This is a genomic window from Streptomyces rugosispiralis, assembly GCF_024505145.1.
GTDB classification, from domain to species: Bacteria; Actinomycetota; Actinomycetes; order Streptomycetales; family Streptomycetaceae; genus Streptomyces; species Streptomyces rugosispiralis.
Genome location: NZ_JANIAA010000008.1, coordinates 1 through 19537, shown reverse-complemented (window position 1 = coordinate 19537; position 19537 = coordinate 1). Strand labels below are relative to the sequence as shown.

The window sequence follows — 19537 nt, the reverse complement described above, 5'->3', positions numbered from 1 at the left end:
GGGCGTCATGGGTGCCATGGTCATCGGCTGGCGGTCCCTTCGAGAGTACGGACGGGGAGGGTGGGTCCTGACAGGATCGTCAGGTCGGGCTTGACCTGGTCGCGCTCGGGCACGAACTTCACCGTCGGGTCGGGGGCGCCCGGCGCGTTGACGAAGGAGACGAAGCGCCGCAGCCGCTCCGGATCGCCCAGGGTCTCGGCCCACTCGTCGCGGTAGCCGGTCACATGGTCGGCCATCATCGCCTCGAGCTCGGCGCCCAGCCCGAGTGAGTCCTCGACCACCACCTCGCGGACGTGGTCCAGGCCGCCCTCGATCCGCTCCAGCCAGGCCGAGGTGCGCTCCAGACGGTCCGCGGTGCGGATGTAGAACATCAGGAACCGGTCGATGAGCCGGATCAGCTCCTCGTCGTCCAGGTCCTGGGCGAGCAGATCGGCGTGGCGCGGGTCCGCCCCGCCGTTGCCGCCTACGTACAGGTTCCAGCCGTTGGACGTGGCGATCACGCCGAAGTCCTTGCCGCGTGCCTCGGCGCATTCGCGGGCACAGCCGGAGACGGCCGACTTGAGCTTGTGCGGTGAGCGCAGCCCCCGGTAGCGCAGCTCCAGGTCGATGGCCATCCGGACCGAGTCCTGCACCCCGTAGCGGCACCAGGTCTGGCCCACGCACGACTTCACGGTGCGCAGCGCCTTGCCGTACGCGTGGCCCGACTCGAAACCGGCCTCCACCAGCCGCGCCCAGATCGGCGGGAGCTGGTCCACCCGGGCGCCGAAGAGGTCGATCCGCTGGCCGCCGGTGATCTTCGTATAGAGCCCGAAGTCCCGGGCCACCTCGCCGATCACGATCAGCTTCTCCGGGGTGATCTCCCCACCGGGGATCCGGGGCACGATCGAATACGACCCGTTGCGCTGGAGGTTGGCCAGGAAGTGGTCGTTGGTGTCCTGGAGGGCCGCCTGCTCGCCGTCCAGCACATAGCCGCTCGCGCCCAGGGTCGGGGCCAGCGAGGCGATGATCGAGGCCACGGTGGGCTTGCACACCTCACAGCCGTCGCCCTCCCGGGCCTCCGCCCGGCCGTGGCTGTCCAGCAACTGGGCGTAGGTGGTGATGCGCAGGGTGCGGACGATCTCGTACAGCTCGGCGCGGGTGTACCCGAAGCAGCCGCACAGCCCCTTGTCCACGCTGACCCCGCTCGCCTCCAGCTCGTCGTTGACGAGCGAGGTGAGCGCCTTGACGCAACTGCCGCAGCCGGTGCCCGCCTTGGTGCACTTCTTCACCTCCGGGACGGTCGCGCAGTGGTGGTCGGTGACGGCGGAACGGATCGCGCCCTTGGTGACGTTGTGGCAGTTGCAGATGACCGCCTCGTCCGGCAGCGCGGAGGGGCCGAGGGCGGCGGGTGCGCCCAGCCCCGCCGGGAGGACGAGCTGTTCGGGCGCCACGGGCGGCACCGAGCCGGTGAGGGGGCGCAGCATGCCGTACGCCTCGGCGTCGCCGACCAGCACCCCGCCGAGGAGGGCGCCGTCGGCGCCCACCACGAGCTTCTTGTAGACGCCCGTACGGGAGTCGGAGTAGACGACGTCCAGACAGCCGTCGGCGGTGCCGTGGGCGTCGCCGAAGCTGGCCACGTCGACGCCGAGGAGCTTGAGCTTGGTGGAGGTGTCGGCGCCGTCGAAGCCCTCGCCGTCGGGCGTATCGGCGATCTCGCGGGCCGCCACCTCGGCCATCTCGTAGCCGGGCGCGACCAGCCCGTACACCCGGCCGTCGGCGGCCAGCGCGCATTCGCCGATCGCGTACACCGCGGGATCGCTGGTGCGGCACGTCTCGTCCACCGCGATTCCGCCGCGCTCGCCGACGTTCAGGCCGCAGTCGCGGGCCAGTTGATCGCGGGGGCGCACGCCCGCCGAGAAGATGACGAGGTCGGTGTCGATCGACGAGCCGTCGGACAGCGTCATGGCGGTGACGGCGCCGTCGCCGTCCGCCGTGATCTCCTTACCGCCGACGCCGGTGTGCACGATCAGGCCCATGTCCTCGACCGTGCGGCGCAGCGCGGCGCCGCCGCCCTCGTCCACCTGGATGGCCATCAGGCGCGGGTTGAACTCCACGATGTGGGTGGTGAGCCCGAGCCCCTTGAGCGCACCGGCGGCTTCGAGGCCGAGCAGCCCGCCGCCGACGACGATGCCGGACGCGCCGGACGCTCCGGACGCGCGGTTCTTCGCGTACTCCTCGATCGCGAGCAGATCCTCGATGGTCCGGTAGACGAAGCAGCCGTCGCTGTCCTTGCCGGGCACCGGCGGGACGAACGGGTACGAGCCGGTGGCCAGCACGAGCGTGTCGTAGGCGATGGTCAGCCCGGACCGGCTGGTCACGGTGCGGGCGTCGCGATCGATGACCTGGGCCGGATCGCCCAGGTGCAACTCGATGCCGTGCCGCGCGATGAAGCCGTCCTCGACGAGGGAGAGCTCGTCCGGGGTGCGCCCGGAGAAGTACGAGGTCAGCTGGACGCGGTCATAGGCGGGACGGGGCTCCTCGCAGAACACGACGACGCGGGCGGTCTCGGTGACCTTCCGCTCGGCCAGCGCTTCGAGAAACCGCTGGCCGACCATGCCGTGGCCGATGAGCACGATGGTGGGGATGGCGGCTTCGGCGTTCTCGGCGTTCTCGGCGGTTCGGGGATTCGATGCGCTCATCGTCAGGACCCTCCATCGGTGGTCAGCAGGTGGAGCAAGGGGCTGGCGGGGAGCGGCTCGTCGCTCTCCCAGGTACGGGCGAGCGCGCCGACGCTGCCGAGATCGCCGAGAAGAATGCCCCCGAGCAGGCGGTCACCGCGGACCACGACTTTGCGGTACGTGTTGCGGGTGGCGTCGGTGAGGTGAATGACGTCGTCGCCGGGGGCGGGGGTGGGGTTGCCGAAAGCGGCGAGATCGAGGGGGCCGGGGGCGGAATGCCCATCGGGTGCTGCGGTGGTGGCCGCGGGGGCCGAGCGGGGCGCTGCGGTGAGCGTTAGCCGGGTGAGCGTACGGGTGCCGTGGTACCGGGGCGCGGTCTCGTTGCCGGGTGCGGCCCGGTGGCCGGTTTGTGCCCACTCGTTCCTCCCCCAGCTACCGCTGGGAGGTGCCCCCTCCGCGGAACGATTACCCACAAACCGGTTCCCGAGTGCGGGGTCTGGGGCGGAGTCTCCGTGGGGGTCTAGGGGGCGGAGCCCCGTGGGTTCGGGGAGGGGCGGGGCGGGGGAGAGCAGGCGCGCCAGCACGTCCGCCTGCTCCTGCGCCGCGCCCGCCAGACCGTACACGACCCCCGCGTGCTCCGCGCAGTCCCCGATCGCGAACACCCGCGGATCACTCGTCCGCAACTCGTCGTCGATCACGACCCCCCGCGCCACCTCAAGCCCAGCGGCCCGCGCCAGCCCGACCCGTGGCCGGACCCCGCACGCCAGCACGACCAGGTCCGCCTCCAGGGCGTATCCGTCGGCCAGTTCGACGGCGCTCACCGCGCGCCCGCCTCCGCCCTCGCCATACGCGGAGCGCGTCCGCAGGCCGCGGACGCGGCACTCCGTGTGGACCTCCACGCCCAGCGTCGCCACATGCCGCCGCAGCAGCCCCGACGCGCCCGGGTCGAGCTGGCGCTCCATCAGGTGCTCGCCCTGGTGCGCCAGGACCACCTGGGCGCCGCGCTGGGCCAGCGCACGCGCGCCGGAGACGCCGAGGAGTCCGCCGCCGATGACGACGGCCCGCGCCCCGGGGCGTACGGCGGCGCCGAGGGCGAGGCAGTCGTCCATGGTGCGGAAGGCGTGGACGCCGTCCGGAAGGTCGTGGCCGCCGGGCTCGAACAGGCCGCGCAGCGGCGGCAGCACCGGGTTGGAGCCGGTGGCCAGCACCAGCGCGTCGTACGGCACGCGGTGGCCGTCGTCGCACACCACCTCCGCCGCGGGGCGGTCGACGCGCACCACCCGCACCCCGCTGAGCCGCCGCACCCCGGCGGCGGGGGCGGGGAGCGCGATGACCTCCGGCCCGTACCGCCCGGCCAGCACCTCGGCGAGCAGCACCCGGTTGTACGCGGCGTGCGGCTCCTCGCCGATGATCGTGACCTCGACGGAACCCGTACCCACGGCAACCGGGGGCGCGGCCAGCTGCTGCGCCAGCCGCGTACCCGCCATCCCGCCGCCGACGATCAGCACCCGGCGGCGGCTCGGGCTCATCCGGTCCCTGTACGACTCCATGCCAGGAAGCCTGCGGGGTGCCTGTTACCCGACCGCATCCCCGCCGTTTCCCGTAGGCAACGCTGCCCTCAGCGCCCCTCGTCAGCCGTTGTGAGGCACCCCCGGCCGGATGGGCAGCCGCCGCGGGCTGTTGCCGACGAAGCTGGGGTGGGGGACCAGCTCCTCGTCGGGGACCGCCAGATCCAGCGTGGGGAAGCGGGTGAAGAGCGCCTCGAGGGCGATCACGGCCTCCATGCGGGCCAGCGGGGCGCCCAGGCAGAAGTGGGCGCCGTGGCCGAAGGACAGATGGCGTGCGCCCCGGGTGACGTCGAAGCGGCCGGCGTCCGGGCCGTACGCCCGCTCGTCGCGCCCGGCGGCGGTGTACGAGACGAGCACGGGCGCGCCCTTCGGGATGACCGCGTCCCCGACCGGGAGGTCCCTCGTGGCGTAGCGGAACGGGAAGAAGGACACCGGGCTGTCGTACCGCAGCGTCTCCTCGACCACATCGGCCCAGCTCGCGGCCCCGGAGCGGACCAGCTCCAGCTGATCGCGGTGGGCGCACAGCGCCCGCACCGCGTTGGTGATCAGATTGAGCGTGGTCTCGTGCCCGGCGATGATCGTCAGCATCAGCGTGCCGATCAGCTCCTCCTCGCTGAGCCGGTCGCCGTCCTCCTCACGGGCCGCGATCAGCGCGCTGGTCAGATCGTCCCCGGGGTCCCGCAGCCGGGCGGCGGCCACCTGGCCGAGGATCGCCACCATCTCGCGGTTGGCGGCCGGGACCCGCTCGGGCGCGGTCTGGGTGGAGACGATCTCGTTGGACAGCTCGTGCAGCCGGTCCTGGTAGTGGTCGTCCACGCCCAGCAACTGGCAGATCACGCTCATCGGCAGCGGCAGCGCGAAGTGGCGGCGCAGATCGGCCACCCCGTCCGGATCGGCCGCGGCGGCCTCGCCCAGCCGCTCCAGCAGCGTGCCGGTCAGCTCGTGGACCACCGGGCGCAGCGCCTCCACCCGGCGCGGGGTGAACGCCCGGGTCACCAGCGACCGCAGCCGCTTGTGGTCCTCGCCGTCCGCGGTGATCATGCCGCGCACGGTGGCGAAGGTCCGCATCGGCCAGCCGGGCGGGAGCTCGTCGTTCTGCAGCGCGGCGAAGTGGCAGGCGTTCTTGGCCACGTCGGGGTGGGTGACGAAGTCCTTCAGCTCCTCGTGCCGGGTGATGGCGTACGCCGGTACGTCACCGGGCAACAGGACCGGGACCGCGGCCCCGCGGGCGCGCAGCTCTTCGTTCACCGCGTGCTGGCGCGCTCCGGTGGGGTCCAGGCGGTGCGGTGCGGCGGGGTCGGCGTGCGACACGGGGCATCGGCCGTCGGTCATCTGCTGTCTCCTGCGGGGGAGTCGGGGGTCGGGACCGGTGGTCAGTCGGGGGGTGTCGCCGGTGAGCCGGGGGCCGGGGCCGCTGACCTCGAGGCCACTGAGCGCGAAGCGGAGCCCGAACCCGAAGGCGCTGAGCCCGAAGCCGCTGAGCCCGAAGCCGCTGAGCCCGAAGCCGCTGAGCCCGAAGCTGAGCCCGAACCCGAAGCCGCGCCAGAGCCAGAACCCGAGCCAGAACCCGAACCCGATCCCGGGGCCTCGGCGGCAAGCTGCGGTGCCGAGAACCGCACCGGCAGCTTGGCCAGACCCTTGGACCACGGCGAGGTGATCCACGGAAGCTGCTCCTCCGGCACCGCGATCTCCATATCCGGCAGCCGGTGGCGCAGCGTGTCCACGGCGGTACGGGTGATCAGCCGGGCCGGATCCCGCGCCGGGCAGCCGTGCGGGCCCGCCCCGAAGGCGAGGTACGAGCGGTTGCCGACCACCGGACGCCCGTCCTCGGGCAGCACCTCCGGGTCCGCGTTGGCGCCCGCGAGGCCCAGGATGAGCATGTCCCCGGCGCGGATGTCCTGGCCACCGAAGCGCAGATCGCGGGTGGCGTAGCGGCCGGGGAAGTTCTGGGTGGGCGGCTGGCGCCACAGCACCAGGTCCAGGGCGTCGTCCACGGTGAGGTGGCCACGGACCAGCGAGGAGCGGAACGCGGGGTCGGTGAGCAGGATCTGGAGCGTGGAGGCGATCCAGTTCACGGTGGTGTTGTTGCCCGCGACGATGATCACCACGAGGTTGTGCAGCACCTCCTCGTCGCTCAGCCCGACGGGATGCTCCAGCAGCCAGGACGTCAGATCCGCGCCCGGCCGCCGCTTCTTCCCGGCGATCAGCTGGAGCAGGATCTGGCCCATCCGCTTGTTGGCGCCGGTGGCGGCCACGGTCGGGGCGACGATCGTGGTCAGCGTCTCGACCAGCCGGGCCCCGTTCTCCTCATCGAGGCCCAGCAGTTCGGTGACGACCTGGAGCGGCAGGAGGCGGGCGTACTGCTCCACCAGATCCGCCGCGTGCTGGTCGGCGAACCCGGCGACCAGCCGCTCCGCGGTGGCCCGCACCCGGCGGATCAGCTCATGGCCGTCGACCCGCGCCAGCGCGTCGGCCACCGCCGAGCGCATCCGGCGGTGCGCCGCGCCGTCGGCGAACAGCAGCGCCGGGCGCCAGCCCACCAGCGGCATCAGCGGCGAGTCGGCCGCGACGCGGCCCTCGCGCAGCGGGGTCCAGCGGCGCGGGTCATGCGAGAAGTACTGCTCGTCGCGGGTGAGATGGAGCAGCTCACGGTGGCCGATGACCAGCCAGGCCTCGACCCGGGGCGCGATCTCCACCGGGACCACCGGACCGTGGTCGCGCCGCATCCGCTCGTACAGCTCGGTGAGCGGGCCGTCGAGCGCGGTCCCGTGCAGCGGCACCCGGGAGGCGGCCCGTGCGGTCATGACGCCTCCGTGAGCGTCTCGATCAGATGCGAGACGAGCGAGATCAGCGCCTGGACCGAGGACTTGTGCTCCCGGGCGTCACAGATGACCAGCGGGGTGTGCGGGAGCAGATCGAGCGCGGAGCGCAGATCGTCCTCGTTGTGCGGGGTGCTGTCCGGGAAGGCGTTGACGGCGACGGAGAACGGCACATCCAGGTCCTCCAGATGGCCGATCGCGTCGAAGGACGCCTCCAGATCGCGGGTGTCGACCAGCGCGAGCGCGCCCAGCGCACCGCGTGCCAGGTCCTTCCAGGCGGGGAGGAACCGCTGCTGGCCGGGGGTGCCGAAGAGGTACAGCACCAGCTCGCCGCCCAGGGTGATCCGCCCGAAGTCCAGCGCGACGGTGGTCGTGGTCTTCGACGGCCGCACCTTGGTGTCGAGCCGGGCCCCGGCCTGGCTCATCGTCGCCTCGGTGGACAGCGGCTTGATCTCCGACACCGTGCCGATCAGCGTGGTCTTGCCGACGCCCATCGGGCCGACCACCAGGATCTTGGCCGCCCCGGCCACGCTGGACTCCACGTACATGACGGGGGTGTCGTCCATGTCATCCATGTCGTCCGTATCGCCCGTCTCGTCCGTCTCGCCTGTCTCGTTGGTGTGGTCTGTGCGGGTCGTGCGGTCCGCGTGGCCCCGGTGGGCCGTGTGGTCGGTCCTGGTTGTGCCGTCCGTACCGGCCATCGAGATCTCAGAGCTTGCTCTCAAGCCCATCGAGCACCTTCCTCAGCAAGTCCAAATCGGCACGTTTTCGCTTGACCACCCGGATCGGCGGACGCGCCACGATGTGCCCCCAGTCGATGAGATCCGCGAGCAGCACCTGCACCACGGCCGGTGGCTGACCGAGATGGGCGGCGACCTCCGCCACCGACAGCAGCCCCTGGCAGAAGTCGGCGATCCGCCGGTACTCGGGCTGGAGATGCGGCGGCAGCGCGCTCCCGGACGCCACGACGAGCGTCTCCAGCGGCAGAGCATCCCGTGAGGAACCGGCACGTCCCCGTGTGATCACATAGGGGCGCACCGCGGCCGTGGTGCGTTCCTCGCCGGGTTGGCTCATGACGTCGGGCGGCCCATCGGCTCCCGCGGCCGGCTGCTCAGATGGGCACCGATCTTCGCGACCAGTAACTGCATCTGCTGAGCCACCAGGCCGACGTCCGCCTCCGTGTCGGTGGCCACCCCCAGCGAGGCGCCCTGACCGGCCGAGGTGAACAGCACGAACCCGCTGTCGGACTCGATCATCAACTGCCGCACCCCGGCCTCGTCGCCGAACAGCAGCGACACCGTGGACTGGCTGGTGACCGTGAGCGCGGCGCAGGCGGCGGCCAGTGACTCGGCCTCGTCCACCCCGAGCCGGGACACCTCGCCGGTCAGCCCCTCGGCGGAGTCGTGGCCCATGCGCAGACCGTCCTCCGAGACGACGACGGCATGCCGCACCCCGGGGATCCCGGTCAGCGGACGCAGCATCCACCCAACGTCGGGCAACCTGGATATGGTTCCGGCCACTACCGGCCTCCCTCTCGGTCTTCTCGGTCCGGACTCGGTTCATCCTCGGGCGGTACGGCCTCCGCTTCCGCGCGTCCGCGGCGGGTGCCGGAGACGACGCTGGTGATGGAGGCGCGGGCGGCCTCGGGTGTCCAGGGGGCCGCCGCGGCCGGCGGAGCGGGTGCGGCGCGGGCCGCGGCGCCTGAGACGGTGGCCGGGTCGATCACGTCGGCCGATGGGGCGGGCGAGGCCGGAGCGGCTCCGGAGGCCGGGCGGCGGCGGTTGCGGCGCCGGGGCAGCCCGGTGCCGAGGGGCGTGGGGGCGTCGGGCGAGCCGGGCGCGTCGGGGACGTCGCCCACGGACCCGCCGTTCAGCGGGCCGCCCCCGGCGGGGCCCGCGGCGGCGGGGCCGAGCCCCGCGCCGCCCGCGTCCTGGTTCACCGTGCCGACGACCACGGGCTCCACGACCACCGGCCGGTGGTCCGCCGCCCGTACGGCGCTCGTCTGCTCGGTCAGCAGCCGGTGCGGTACGAAGACCACCACCCGCGTACCGCCGTACGCCGACGCCGTGGACAGCTCGACGCCGAAGCCCAGCTCCCGCGACCAGCGCCCCACACAGGCGAGCCCCAGCCGGGGCACCGCGCCGAGCTGGGCCAGGTCGAGACCGTCCCGCAACTGGCCGACGGCCTTCTCCAGCACGTCCGGCGGCATTCCGAGCCCCGCGTCGTCGATCTCGATGACCGCGCCCGCCGCGACCTCGCGGATGGCGACCGCGACCTGGGTGCGGGAGGGGGAGAAGACGGTGGCGTTCTCCAGGAGTTCGGCCACCGCGTGCATCAGGCCCTCCACGGCGGGGGCCACCGCGTAGAGGGTCTGACCGCCGTGGACGTCCACCCGGCCGAACTCCACGATCCGTGACTGCGCGCCCCGCACACAGTCGAAGAGCGACACCGGCCGGGTCTCCCGCCGCGCGGGCCAGATCCCGCACATCACCAGCAGCGTCTGGGCCTTACGGGTCATCTGGGCGGCGGCGTGGTCCGCCTTCATGACCTCGCCCATCAGCGCGGCGTCCTCGACATGCTGCTCCAGGCCGTCGAGGACCTGCTGCTGCACCATCGACATGGCGTGCATATTGCGGGCCACGGACTCGAACGACGCCTGGACGGAGTCGCGCAGGATCCGCTCCCGGCGCGCGGCCTCGTCCAGATCGGTCCGCACGGCGGCCAGCCGGGCGACCTCCTCGCCGCGCTCGGCCGCCAGCGCCCGCTCTTCGGCCGCTTTGGCTCGTTCCCGCTCGGAAACGGCTCGTTCCCGCTCGGTCGCCCTACGCGCGTCCGCGAGCGCGCGGCGAAGTCTGACCACCCAGGTGAGGCACAGCGATAACACCAGTACCAGCACCGCGGACGCGGCCAGCACGACGGCCCCCGTCCCCGACAGCACCTTCGACACCTCCATCTGGGACACGGCCAAGAAAGGGCAGATACTACTGACCAACTGATCAGTCTGGTCCGGTAGTTGCCAAACTCTCACGACTGGGCGGCCGTGTCCGCACCGGGGTCGGGGTTCGGCTACGCCGCCCTGGGCAGGCGCAACAGCAGGCGAGCCCCGCCCCGCGGGCTGGTGAGCACCGTAAGAGTGCCACCGTGGGCGTGAGCGATGTCATTGGCGATGGCGAGGCCGAGACCGGTGCCGCCGTCCTGGCGGGCTCGGGCGTCATCCAGCCGGGTGAACCGCTCGAAAACCCGCTCGCGGTCGCTTTCGGGGATGCCGGGGCCGTCGTCGTCCACGGCCAGTTCGACCATGGAGCCGTGGACCGCCACGGTGATCGAGACGGTGGTACGGGTGTGGCGGCGGGCGTTGTCGGCGAGGTTGGTGAGCAGCCGGGACAGCTGCACCCGGCTGCCGGTCACGACGGCGGCCCGCTCCTGGCCCCCGGCCGTTGTCCGGCCCTCGGCCGTTGTCCGGCCCTCGGCCTTTGTCCGGTCCCCGGCCTTTGTCCGGTCCCCGGCCTTGGTGAGGTGGTCCCCGGCCATCGTGGGCCGGTCCGTCGTGGGCCGGTCCATCGTCAGCGCGTCCGGGTGGCGCCGTACCTCCTCGGCCGCCAGCGCGCCGAGGTCCACCGCGGCCTTGGGCGGCGCCTCCTGCGCGTCGAGCCGGGCGAGCAGCAGCAGATCGGAGGCGACGGCCTGGAGCCGGTCGGTGTCCCGCAGCGCCTTGTGCACGGCGGCCGGCCAGTCGGTGCGCGACGGGCGGGCCAGGACCAGCTCGAGCTGGGCGCGTACGGCCGCGATGGGGCTGCGCAGCTCATGCGAGGCGTCGGCCACGAACTGCCGCTGCCGGGTCATGGCCCGGTGCAGCCGGTCCAGCGTGGCGTTCATGGTCCGGGCCAGCCGGTGGATCTCGTCCTGCGCCCGGGGCACCGGCACCCGGCGGTGCAGATCGCGCTCGGTGATCTCGGTGAACTCCTGCCGCATCGCGGCGACCGGGCGCAGCGCGCGGCCCACCAGCAGCCAGGTGAGCCCGGCCACGAACAGCACCAGACCGGCGGCCGCGGGGGCGGCCTGGCGCAGCAGCAGCCCGGTGGCGCTGTCGAGGGAGGTGGTCGAGGGGCTCACCGACACGCTGTACGGCTGCCCGGCCTGGACCGGCTCGGTGGGTTCGGTGGGTTCGGCGGGTTTGGTGCGTTCGGTGGGGAGCCGCGAGAGCCCGGTCGACTCCTGTGAGGCGGCGTCCGTCGGGGTCGCGGGGGCGACCGTCCGACCGGCGGCGTCCTTGATCGTCACCTGGCCGGGGGCGGCGACGATGTACGCCCGCTGCGGCATGGCCCGGGTCTTGCCCAGCTGACCCTTGATCGCCACGGCGGCGTTCCTGGCGTCCAGGTCGGCGCTGGCACGGAGGTTGTGCTGGAGGGCGAGCACCAGGGCCAGCATGCACAGCGCGATCGCGAAGGCCACGGTCCCGGCGGCCGCCAGCACGGCCTTGGCGCGCACGCTCAACCCGGAGGTCAGGCGCGGGCGGTGGGTCCGGGTGGGCTCCGGGTCCCGCATGCCCTCCGGCTCCCGCTGCCCGTGCGCCATGTGCCCCGCGTCCGCGATGTGCCCCACTGTCTCACCCTCCGTCGCGGGCCAGCAGATAGCCCGCGCCCCGTATCGTGCGGATCGACCGCCGCCCGTACGGCACATCGATCTTCCGGCGCAGACTGCGGATGTAGACCTCGACGAGATTGGCCCCGCCGTCGTACGCGGCGTCCCACACGCTCTGCACGATCTCGGACTTGGAGACCACCTGCCCGGCGCGGCGCGCGAGGTACTCCAGCACGGCGAACTCCTTGGCCGTCAGCGTGACCTCGTCCGTCCCGCGTGCGCAGGCCAGCGCCGCGGGCTCCAGCCGCAGATCGCCCAGCTCCAGCACCTCGGGCCGGTCCAGCCCGCCGCGCCGCACCAGGGCCCGGACCCGGGCGATCAGGACGACGAAGGAGAACGGCTTGGTCAGATAGTCGTCCGCGCCCACGTCGAGCCCATCGGCCTCGTCGTACTCGCCGTCCTTGGCGGTGAGCATCAGGATCGGCGTCCAGTCGCCCTCTTCGCGCAGCCGCGAGCACAGTTGGTAGCCGGAGCACCCGGGGAGCATCACATCCAGCACGATCGCCGCGTACTCGCCGGACCGGGCGAGCGCCAGGCCGCTCAGCCCGTCGGCCGCCGTCTCGATGGTGAAACCCTCCTGCTCCAGGCCCTCGGTGAGCAGCTCGCGGAGTCGGGCGTCATCTTCCACCACCAGTATGCGCACGCGGTCAGGATGGCACGGGCAAGCTGAGGCCCCGCTGAAACCGGCACCGGCTTCAGCGGGGTCTCAGGCGCTTCAGCGAGGACTCAGCATCGGTGCGCGACGGTGAGTGCGCCGACGGATCAAGGGTTCATCGGCAGCCAGTGCGACCCCCTGAGTGAAGGAGAGCTGTGCCCATGTCTCGTACCCTGCCCCGTTCCACGGCCGCGAAGCGGCGCGGTGTCGTGCTCGCCGTGGCGGCGGGCGCCCTGGCGCTGGGGGCCGCGGCCCCCGCCTCGGCCTCCCAGTCCGCCTCGGCGTCGGCCGCCAAGGGGAAGACGTCCCACGGTCCGGCCCTCTGTGCGATCCGGTCCGACGACGACAGCGCCAGGCCGACCACGCCGACCACACCGACCAAGCCGGGCAAGGTGGTTGCCCATGCCAAGACGGTCAAGCTGGCAGAGGCGGGCAAGGCCGCCGGTGAGAAGGCCACCGCGATATCGAAGGGCCGCACCCACGGGCACGACGACACCTGCGTCGCCATCCCCGCCTTCCCGACCCACCCGGGGAAGACCTGCAAGGTCGTGGTGATCAAGCGTGGCTCCGGGAACTCGGACTCCATCCCCGCCACGCCCGCGAAGCCGGGCAAGCCCGCCAAGCCCGCCACACCCGCCAAGCCCGGCAAGCCCGCCACACCCGCCAAGCCGGCGACGCCCGCCAAGCCCGGCAAGCCGGCGAAGCCGGGCAAGACCTGCGTGATCGTCCTGCCCAAGGACGCGGTCCGGGCCGCCAAGCCGTCCGCGGACGCGAAGGGCACGGCGGCGGTTGAGGCGACCCGCGCGAGCCGCTCGACCAGCTCGGCCCGCTCCTGATCCACCGGCCGGCCAAGTGGGGGGCCGGCCGTCACAAGGCCCGGCGCGTATGGCGCGCCGGGCCTTTTCCGCGCGCTGTGGGACCGTGTCGGCGACCAAGAAGCGTACGAGAGCGAAGGCGTTGACACGGCATGTCGATCATTCACAAGACCACGTTGAGTCCGACCAAGTTGGAGCTCCTCACCCCGTGGCTGCCCCAGCAGCCGTGGTACGCCGCCGCGCAGCGCCCGCCGGAGCTGTCCCGGGTCGGGGGCTTCCGGCTCGACGACCCGGAGGGCGAGGTCGGGATCGAGTTCATGGTGGTCCAGGACGACGCCGGTGATCGGCCCGCCTGGTACCACGTACCGATGACCTACCGCGCGGCGCCGCTCGAGGGAGCCGAGGAGGCCCTCATCGGCACGACCGAGCACGGGGTGCTGGGGCGGCGGTGGATCTACGACGGGCCGCATGACCCGGTGCTGGTGGCCCAGTTGATCGCGCTCCTCCAGGGCCGCGCCGAACCGCAGGCGCAGAGCGAGTCCCACACCCCGGACCCGTCCGTCACGGCCGAGGTGACCGGAGCCGGGCTCGACATCCCGGACGGGGCCGCGGGGGCCCCGGCCGTCGCGAACGGGCCGGACGGCACTCGTCTGCTGCTGGGCGACGGGGGCCCCGTCCTCCGGGTGACGCGCGTGCTGCGTCCGGAGTCCGGTGCGGAGTCCGGTGCGGAGTCCGGTGCGCGGTCCGGTGCGGAGTCCGGTGCGGAGTCCGCCGGGGTCCTGGGCGCCCGGGGCCATGTCAGCGCGGGCTGGCGGCTGTCGGAGGGCGGCGCGGCCCGCGGCCGGTACGTCGTGCTGTATGACAGCGACACGGCGTCCTGACACCCCGAACCCCCTTACCGGGCCGATAGATCCAATGAATTGACGCCCTGGAGGCGAGGCGAGGCGATTCTGTGCTCGCTGTATTGACGTGTTCCTCTCATAGATCCTACCTTTCCCGGGGTCATGCTCCACGAGTTCCAGCAGGGTTCCAGCAAGGTTCCGCAGGGAGGGACATGTCGGAGTACGTACGCTCACGCCTCCGGGCGGTCCGGACGCCCAGGACCGTCCGTAAGGCGGCCCCGAGAGCCACCGCCGTCGCGGCCGTCTTAGCCACCCTCGCCACCCTCGGCGCCGCCTTCGGTGGCACCGCCGACGCCGACGCGCGCGGGCCCCGCCCCGCCGCCGATGTCTATGTCGCGCCCAACGGCGACGACCGCGCCCCCGGCACCCGCGACGCCCCCGTGCGTACCCCCGAGCGCGCCCGCGACCTCGTACGGAAGCGCGTCCCGCACCAAAGCGCCGACCTCACGGTGCACCTCGCGCCGGGCACGTACCGCCTCTCCCGCCCGCTCGTCCTGGACGCCCGTGACTCCGGGGGCAATGGCCATCGCGTCATCTGGCAGGGCGGCAAGGGCACCGTGTTCAGCGGTGGGCGGGAGGTCCGGGGCTGGCGGCCGGTCAAGGGCGAGGCCGGGCTGTGGTCGGCGCCCGCGCCCGCCGGGCTGGCCAACACCCGGCAGCTGTATGTGAACGGCGTCCGCGCACAGCGGGCGCGCGGGCCGATCCCGGTGACCCTCACCGCCACCGCCACCGGCTACACCGCGTCCGCCGACACCCTCGCCCGCTGGCGCAATCCGTCGGACATCGAGTTCGTCTACCCCAGCGGTGAGGCGCTGTGGAACATCCAGCAGTACGGACTCGGCCCGTGGACCGAACCGCGCTGCCCCATCGGCTCGTTGACCGGCACCACCGTCACCATGGCCCAGCCGTGCTGGGACAACTCCACCCGGCGCGTGGAGTTCCCCGACATCCCCGGGCGCAGCATCAACATGGTCGGCCCCGCCAAGCTCACCAACGGCGCGCTGCCCGGCTATGCCGAGAACGCCTTCGAGGTCCTGGACCAGCCCGGGGAGTGGTACCTCGACCGGCACACCCGCACCGTCTACTACCGCCCGCGCCCCGGGGAGAACCCGCGCACCGCCGACGTGGAGGCGCCGGTCCTGGAGAAGCTGGTCGACGGGCGGGGCACCGGGCGGGCCCCGCTGCACGACATCGCCCTGCGCGGTATCGAGTTCTCGTACGCCACCTGGCTCACCCCGTCCTCGCCCGAGGGCTTCTCCGAGGTGCAGGCGGGCTATACGGTGACCGGCCCGGAGGGCTGGCGGACGCAGGGGCTGTGCCAGTACACCCCGGGCGGCACCTGCCCGTACGCGTCCTGGACCAAGATGCCCGGCAACGTGGCCATCAGCCACGGCCGTGACATCGAGTTCTCCGACGACGCGTTCACCCACCTCGGCGCGGCCGGGCTCGAACTCGGGACCGGGACGCGCGACGCGACCGTACGCGGCAATGTCTTCACCGACATCTCCGGCAACGGCATGGAGATCGGCGGGGTCGACGCGCCGGAGCCCGGCAGCGACGCCGACCTCACCCGCGCGGTCTCGGTGACGAACAACCACCTCTACGCGCTGCCCCGCGAGTACCACGGCGGCGTCGCCATCCTCAACGGCTACACCCGCGACAACACCATCGCCCACAACCAGATCGACCATGTCGCCTACACGGGGATCTCGATGGGCTGGGGCGGCTGGCCCGACAAGATCGGCAAACCGGCCACCGCCAATGTCTCGCGCGACAACAGGGTGTCCGACAACCTCATCTTCGACTACATGCAGGCGCTCGACGACGGCGCCGGCGTCTACACCCAGGGCCTCACCGGAAGCTCCCTCGACAACGGCGAGAAGATCACCGGCAATGTCATCCACGACGGGTGGGGGCTGGGCCGGACCGTCTACACCGACAACGGCTGCACGTATGTGACGGTCGAGGGCAACGTCCTCTACGGCGCCCAGGCCAACGTCCTCAGCGCCCACGTCGACTACCGCGACGACCTCGGCAACAACGACCCGACCCGCATCGTCGGCAACCACTGGGAGCAGGGCGACCCCGACGGGGCCGACAAGGGCGTGGTGACCAGCGGCAACCACATCCTGGCCGACCCGTCCAAGGCGCCGGCCGACATCGTGTCCGGAGCCGGTCTCGAACCCCGCTACCGGGGGCTGCTCGGCCGCACGTTCGCCGTCGGCTCGGTGCCCGAAGCGCCCACGCGGGTGGGGGACTTCGCGGCGGACGGCTCGGTGTACGTCACCTGGAACCCGTCGTACGTCGACGGCGGTGCCCCGGTCACCTCGTACACCGTCACCGCGACGCCCTCCGGTGGCGGCCGGACCGTCTCCACCACCGTCCCGGCGGCGCGCTTCAAGCGGATCGCGTACGTGGTGGTCGACGGGCTCACCAACGGCACGCCGTACACGGTGACCGTCACGGCCCGCAACGGGGTGGGGCGGAGCGAGAGGTCGCTGCCCGCCGCGCCCGTCACGCCGAGCGCGGGTGGTTCCGGCGCCCTGCCCGGCGCCCCCACCGGTGTGAAGGCCAACGCCGATGCCACGGCCGCGACGCTCTCCTGGACCCCGCCCAAGACCACCGGCGACACCCCGGTCATCGGCTACCGCATCACCGTCTCCGACGGCCGGGATATCGCCGTGACCGGCCGGGACGTCCTGGTCTCCCAGCCCCGGGCCAAGGGGCTGCTGCGGGTGATCGGCAAGCTGCGCCCGGCCACCGGGTACACCTTCTCGATCGCGGCGCTGACCGCGACGGGGGCCGGCCCGTCGAGGGAGGTGTCCTTCACGACTGTCACGACTGTCACGACTTCGAACGGTTAAGGGGGCGAAAGCTCAAATCCTGCTCTGAAACGGCACTCATCGGGGTTCACCGCGGTCCAAAAAGACAAAACTGACGGTACGTGAGCAGTTCGGATGGACGGGGGCATTCCGATGTGTGCCATGACCAGAGGCCCGAGCCCGGACCTCTATGACATCGCCTACCTGGTGGGCGGGCGGCCGTGGGTGATCCAGACCCTCCTGATGGCGCTCCAGGAGCGGGATGTGATCACTCTCCGGCGCTCCCGGATCCGCGCCACGGCGGGGGAGGGGGCCGGGCGTCCGGGGACCGAGCACCCGGTCGAGCGTGCGCTCATCGCACTGTGCCCGCGCTCGAAGCCGGTGGACCGTGTGGTCCCCGCGCTGCTCGCCGGACCCGAACTGGCGGAGATCCGGCGCCGGCTCACCGCCGACGGCCTGCTCACCCATCTCCGGGGCCGCCCCACCCGTGCGGGCAGGCGCCGCGTGGAAACGGCCGTGCGGGAGGGGGCGCTCCCCTCGTACGTCTTCTACGGCCCCGTCGTCATCCCGGAACCGGCCCGGCGCAGGGCCGTCAGCGACGCGATACCCATCCCGACCGGCGACCCGGCCTACTGGGACCGGAACCTCCTCATCGCCCACGACCCCGGCTACCTCGACCAGGAGTCCTTCTCCACCGCGCACGGCTGGGGCGACGACGGTGGCGGGGGCCATGGCGGCGACTACGGCGGGGGTCACGGCGGCGACTACGGCGGCGGCCATCACTCCTGCGGGGGCGGCGGAGGCGGTGGCGGTGGCGGCAGCGACTAGGCGGCGCCCGCAGCGGACTGCTCCCCTCCGCGCCCCTTCCCACAACCGGGGCCCAGCCCCAGCCCCCGGCCGGACGATCCGGACCCGCACGGTCGCCCGCTGAGGGCGGCTCCACCGCGTGGTCCGCCGGACACTCCCCGTAGGCCCGGTCGTCGTCAAGTCGTCAAGCGGTGGCCGCGTCCTCGTACGGGGTGGGGCACCCATGCGTGGCGGTCACGGCCGTCAGCAGCACCACCGAGTCCTCCAGCGCCCGCAACCCGTGCCGTTCGTGCGGCAACTCATGCACCTGGCCCGCGATGAGATCCAGCCGGTCACCGCTGCCGGTCAGCCGTACATGCCCGTGCAGCACCTGGAGGCTGGCCGCCGGGGGAGCGTTGTGCTCGTCGAGCTCACAGCCGGAGACCATGGCGATCACGCTCTGCCGCAGCGGACCGTCGTGCAGGAACAGATGTGCGCTGCGCCCATGCGGATCGGCCTTGGCCTGGTCCAGATGGTGGCGCGCGAGCGTGGTCAGGTCATCCATGAGTGCCCCTCGATCGGTCCGGTCTGATCGTCGGCGGGTTCCCTCAATCCTCACCGGCTAGCGTGGTGGGCGCCAGTTCACAGCCGCGCCGTGCAATCGCGCCGTGCAATCGCCCCGTGCGACCGCCCCGTGGAGAGAGGTACCGCAGCAGTGGCCGACTACCTGACCGTACTGACCACCACCGACACCCCGGAGAAGGCCGAGGCGCTGGCCCGCGGGGCGATCGAGGCCCGGCTGGCGGCCTGTGCGCAGATCAGCCAGCCCGTGACATCCGTCTACCGGTGGGAGGGGGAGGTCGAGACGGCGGCCGAGTGGCAGGTGCTCTTCAAGACCACCGCCGCGCGCTACGACGAGCTGGAGGCGCATATCCGCGAGGCGCACGACTACGAGACCCCCGAGGTCATCGCGACGCCCATCGTGAACGGCAGCGAGGACTACCTGGCGTGGGTGGTCTCGGAGACGACCATCGGCTGATGGTGATCGGCTTACGAGGTTCGGCTGATGGTGATCGGCTTACGAGGATCGAGGGCCGGGGGGCGGGGGCACCCGCTCAACGCGTACCCGAGCCCGAGCCCGAGCCCGAGCCCCGCTCCGCGAGCGCCAGCGCCTCCTCGATCCCCCGCTCCCGCGGCCCCAGGAAGCGCGGATCCGGCTCGAACGCCGCGTCCAGCGCCGCCTTGCCCGCCGCCACGACCTCCCGTGTGCCACCGAAGTACCAGGTCACATCGTGCGGCTCGTCGACCGCGACCCCGTACGCGTCGATCCCCGCCGCCCCGCACAGCGCCAGCGCCCGGCGGACATGGAACCCCTGGCTCACCAGCACCGCCTTGCGCACCCCGAAGACCCGCCGGGCCCGGCTGCAGGAGTCCCAGGTGTCGAACCCCGCGAAGTCGCTCACGATCCGCCGGTCCGGGACCCCACGCTTGACGAGATACGCGCGCATCGCGTCCGGCTCGTCGTAGTCATGGCGGCTGTTGTCCCCCGTGACCAGCAGCGCACGGACCCTGCGCTCCTTGTAGAGCCGTACGGCGGCGTCCAGCCGGTGGGCCAGATACGGCGACGGCTCCCCGTTCCACAGCCCCGCCCCGAAGACCACCCCGACCGGCGCCGAGGGCACATCGGCGACCGTATGGATCCGGTCGCCCGTGCTCAGCCGCAGCCAGGTCGCGGGGAGCAGGGCCAGTACGCACACCAGGACGCCCCCCTGCACCAGCCGCCGCCACCCCCGCCGCGTCCTCGGCAACCGCCCCCCCCCCCCCCCCCCCCCCCCCCCCCCCCCCCCCCCCCCCCCCCCCCCCCCCCCCCCC

17 protein-coding genes are annotated in these 19537 nt (G+C 72.7%); 5 read left to right on the top strand and 12 right to left on the bottom strand.

Translation table 11 applies throughout. The features are described 5' to 3' along the window. Positions 1–20 precede the first annotated feature (20 nt). The 10 genes from nirB to NP777_RS15265 form a co-directional block, all read right to left on the bottom strand. Positions 21–2678: a nitrite reductase large subunit NirB gene (nirB, locus tag NP777_RS15310; protein ID WP_305889791.1), complete on the bottom strand. Its 2658-nt coding sequence runs from the start codon at positions 2676–2678 to the stop codon at positions 21–23. Between the two features lie 2 nt (positions 2679–2680). Beyond that, positions 2681–4144 (bottom strand): NAD(P)/FAD-dependent oxidoreductase, encoded by a 1464-nt coding sequence (locus NP777_RS15305; RefSeq protein WP_449343546.1) that lies wholly within the window; start codon positions 4142–4144, stop codon positions 2681–2683. A gap of 144 nt (positions 4145–4288) precedes the next feature. Beyond that, positions 4289–5557, bottom strand: a complete 1269-nt coding sequence (locus NP777_RS15300) for a cytochrome P450 family protein (RefSeq protein WP_256650695.1) — start codon at positions 5555–5557, stop codon at positions 4289–4291. A gap of 41 nt (positions 5558–5598) precedes the next feature. Continuing rightward, a complete protein-coding gene (locus NP777_RS15295; RefSeq protein WP_256650694.1) occupies positions 5599–7029 on the bottom strand; it encodes a cytochrome P450 in 1431 nt (476 codons plus the stop codon). After that, a complete protein-coding gene (locus NP777_RS15290; RefSeq protein WP_256650693.1) occupies positions 7026–7769 on the bottom strand; it encodes a GTP-binding protein in 744 nt (247 codons plus the stop codon). Before NP777_RS15290 ends, NP777_RS15295 begins: the two co-directional genes overlap by 4 nt. After that, on the bottom strand, positions 7753–8118 hold the full coding sequence (locus NP777_RS15285; protein WP_020871498.1) for a DUF742 domain-containing protein: 366 nt from the start codon (positions 8116–8118) through the stop codon (positions 7753–7755). The genes NP777_RS15290 and NP777_RS15285 overlap by 17 nt, the downstream gene beginning before the upstream one ends. Next, complete coding sequence (locus NP777_RS15280) at positions 8115–8564, bottom strand: roadblock/LC7 domain-containing protein (protein ID WP_256650692.1); 450 nt, start codon at positions 8562–8564, stop codon at positions 8115–8117. The genes NP777_RS15285 and NP777_RS15280 overlap by 4 nt, the downstream gene beginning before the upstream one ends. Next, positions 8564–9997: an ATP-binding protein gene (locus NP777_RS15275; protein ID WP_256650896.1), complete on the bottom strand. Its 1434-nt coding sequence runs from the start codon at positions 9995–9997 to the stop codon at positions 8564–8566. Before NP777_RS15275 ends, NP777_RS15280 begins: the two co-directional genes overlap by 1 nt. A 113-nt stretch (positions 9998–10110) precedes the next feature. After that, the gene (locus tag NP777_RS15270; protein ID WP_305889802.1) at positions 10111–11589 is read right to left on the bottom strand and encodes a sensor histidine kinase; all 1479 of its coding nucleotides are present in this window, start codon (positions 11587–11589) and stop codon (positions 10111–10113) included. 61 nt (positions 11590–11650) lie between these two features. Next, a complete protein-coding gene (locus NP777_RS15265; RefSeq protein ID WP_020871501.1) occupies positions 11651–12328 on the bottom strand; it encodes a response regulator transcription factor in 678 nt (225 codons plus the stop codon). A gap of 173 nt (positions 12329–12501) precedes the next feature. Between NP777_RS15265 and NP777_RS15260 the strand changes: the two genes are divergently transcribed. The 4 genes from NP777_RS15260 to NP777_RS15245 all read left to right on the top strand — a co-directional run bounded on the left by NP777_RS15260 (position 12502) and on the right by NP777_RS15245 (position 17707). Beyond that, positions 12502–13176, top strand: a complete 675-nt coding sequence (locus NP777_RS15260) for a hypothetical protein (RefSeq protein ID WP_256650690.1) — start codon at positions 12502–12504, stop codon at positions 13174–13176. A 131-nt stretch (positions 13177–13307) separates the two neighbouring features. Then, positions 13308–14036 (top strand): maltokinase N-terminal cap-like domain-containing protein, encoded by a 729-nt coding sequence (locus NP777_RS15255; protein WP_256650689.1) that lies wholly within the window; start codon positions 13308–13310, stop codon positions 14034–14036. A gap of 173 nt (positions 14037–14209) precedes the next feature. Further along, positions 14210–16921, top strand: a complete 2712-nt coding sequence (locus NP777_RS47750; RefSeq protein WP_305889789.1) for a fibronectin type III domain-containing protein — start codon at positions 14210–14212, stop codon at positions 16919–16921. A gap of 120 nt (positions 16922–17041) precedes the next feature. Continuing rightward, positions 17042–17707, top strand: a complete 666-nt coding sequence (locus NP777_RS15245; protein WP_256650688.1) for a TIGR04222 domain-containing membrane protein — start codon at positions 17042–17044, stop codon at positions 17705–17707. A 163-nt stretch (positions 17708–17870) separates the two neighbouring features. Here the strand turns inward: NP777_RS15245 and NP777_RS15240 are convergent, their stop codons facing one another. After that, a complete protein-coding gene (locus NP777_RS15240) occupies positions 17871–18230 on the bottom strand; it encodes a cupin (protein WP_256650687.1) in 360 nt (119 codons plus the stop codon). A gap of 150 nt (positions 18231–18380) precedes the next feature. On the opposite strand from NP777_RS15240, the gene cutA reads away from it, so the two are divergent. Beyond that, entirely contained in the window at positions 18381–18704 is a 324-nt protein-coding gene (gene cutA, locus NP777_RS15235) for a divalent-cation tolerance protein CutA (protein ID WP_020871507.1), read from the top strand. Between the two features lie 76 nt (positions 18705–18780). On the opposite strand, the gene NP777_RS15230 is transcribed toward cutA, so the two are convergent. After that, entirely contained in the window at positions 18781–19440 is a 660-nt protein-coding gene (locus tag NP777_RS15230; protein WP_256650686.1) for a SanA/YdcF family protein, read from the bottom strand. Positions 19441–19537: the final 97 nt, after the last annotated feature.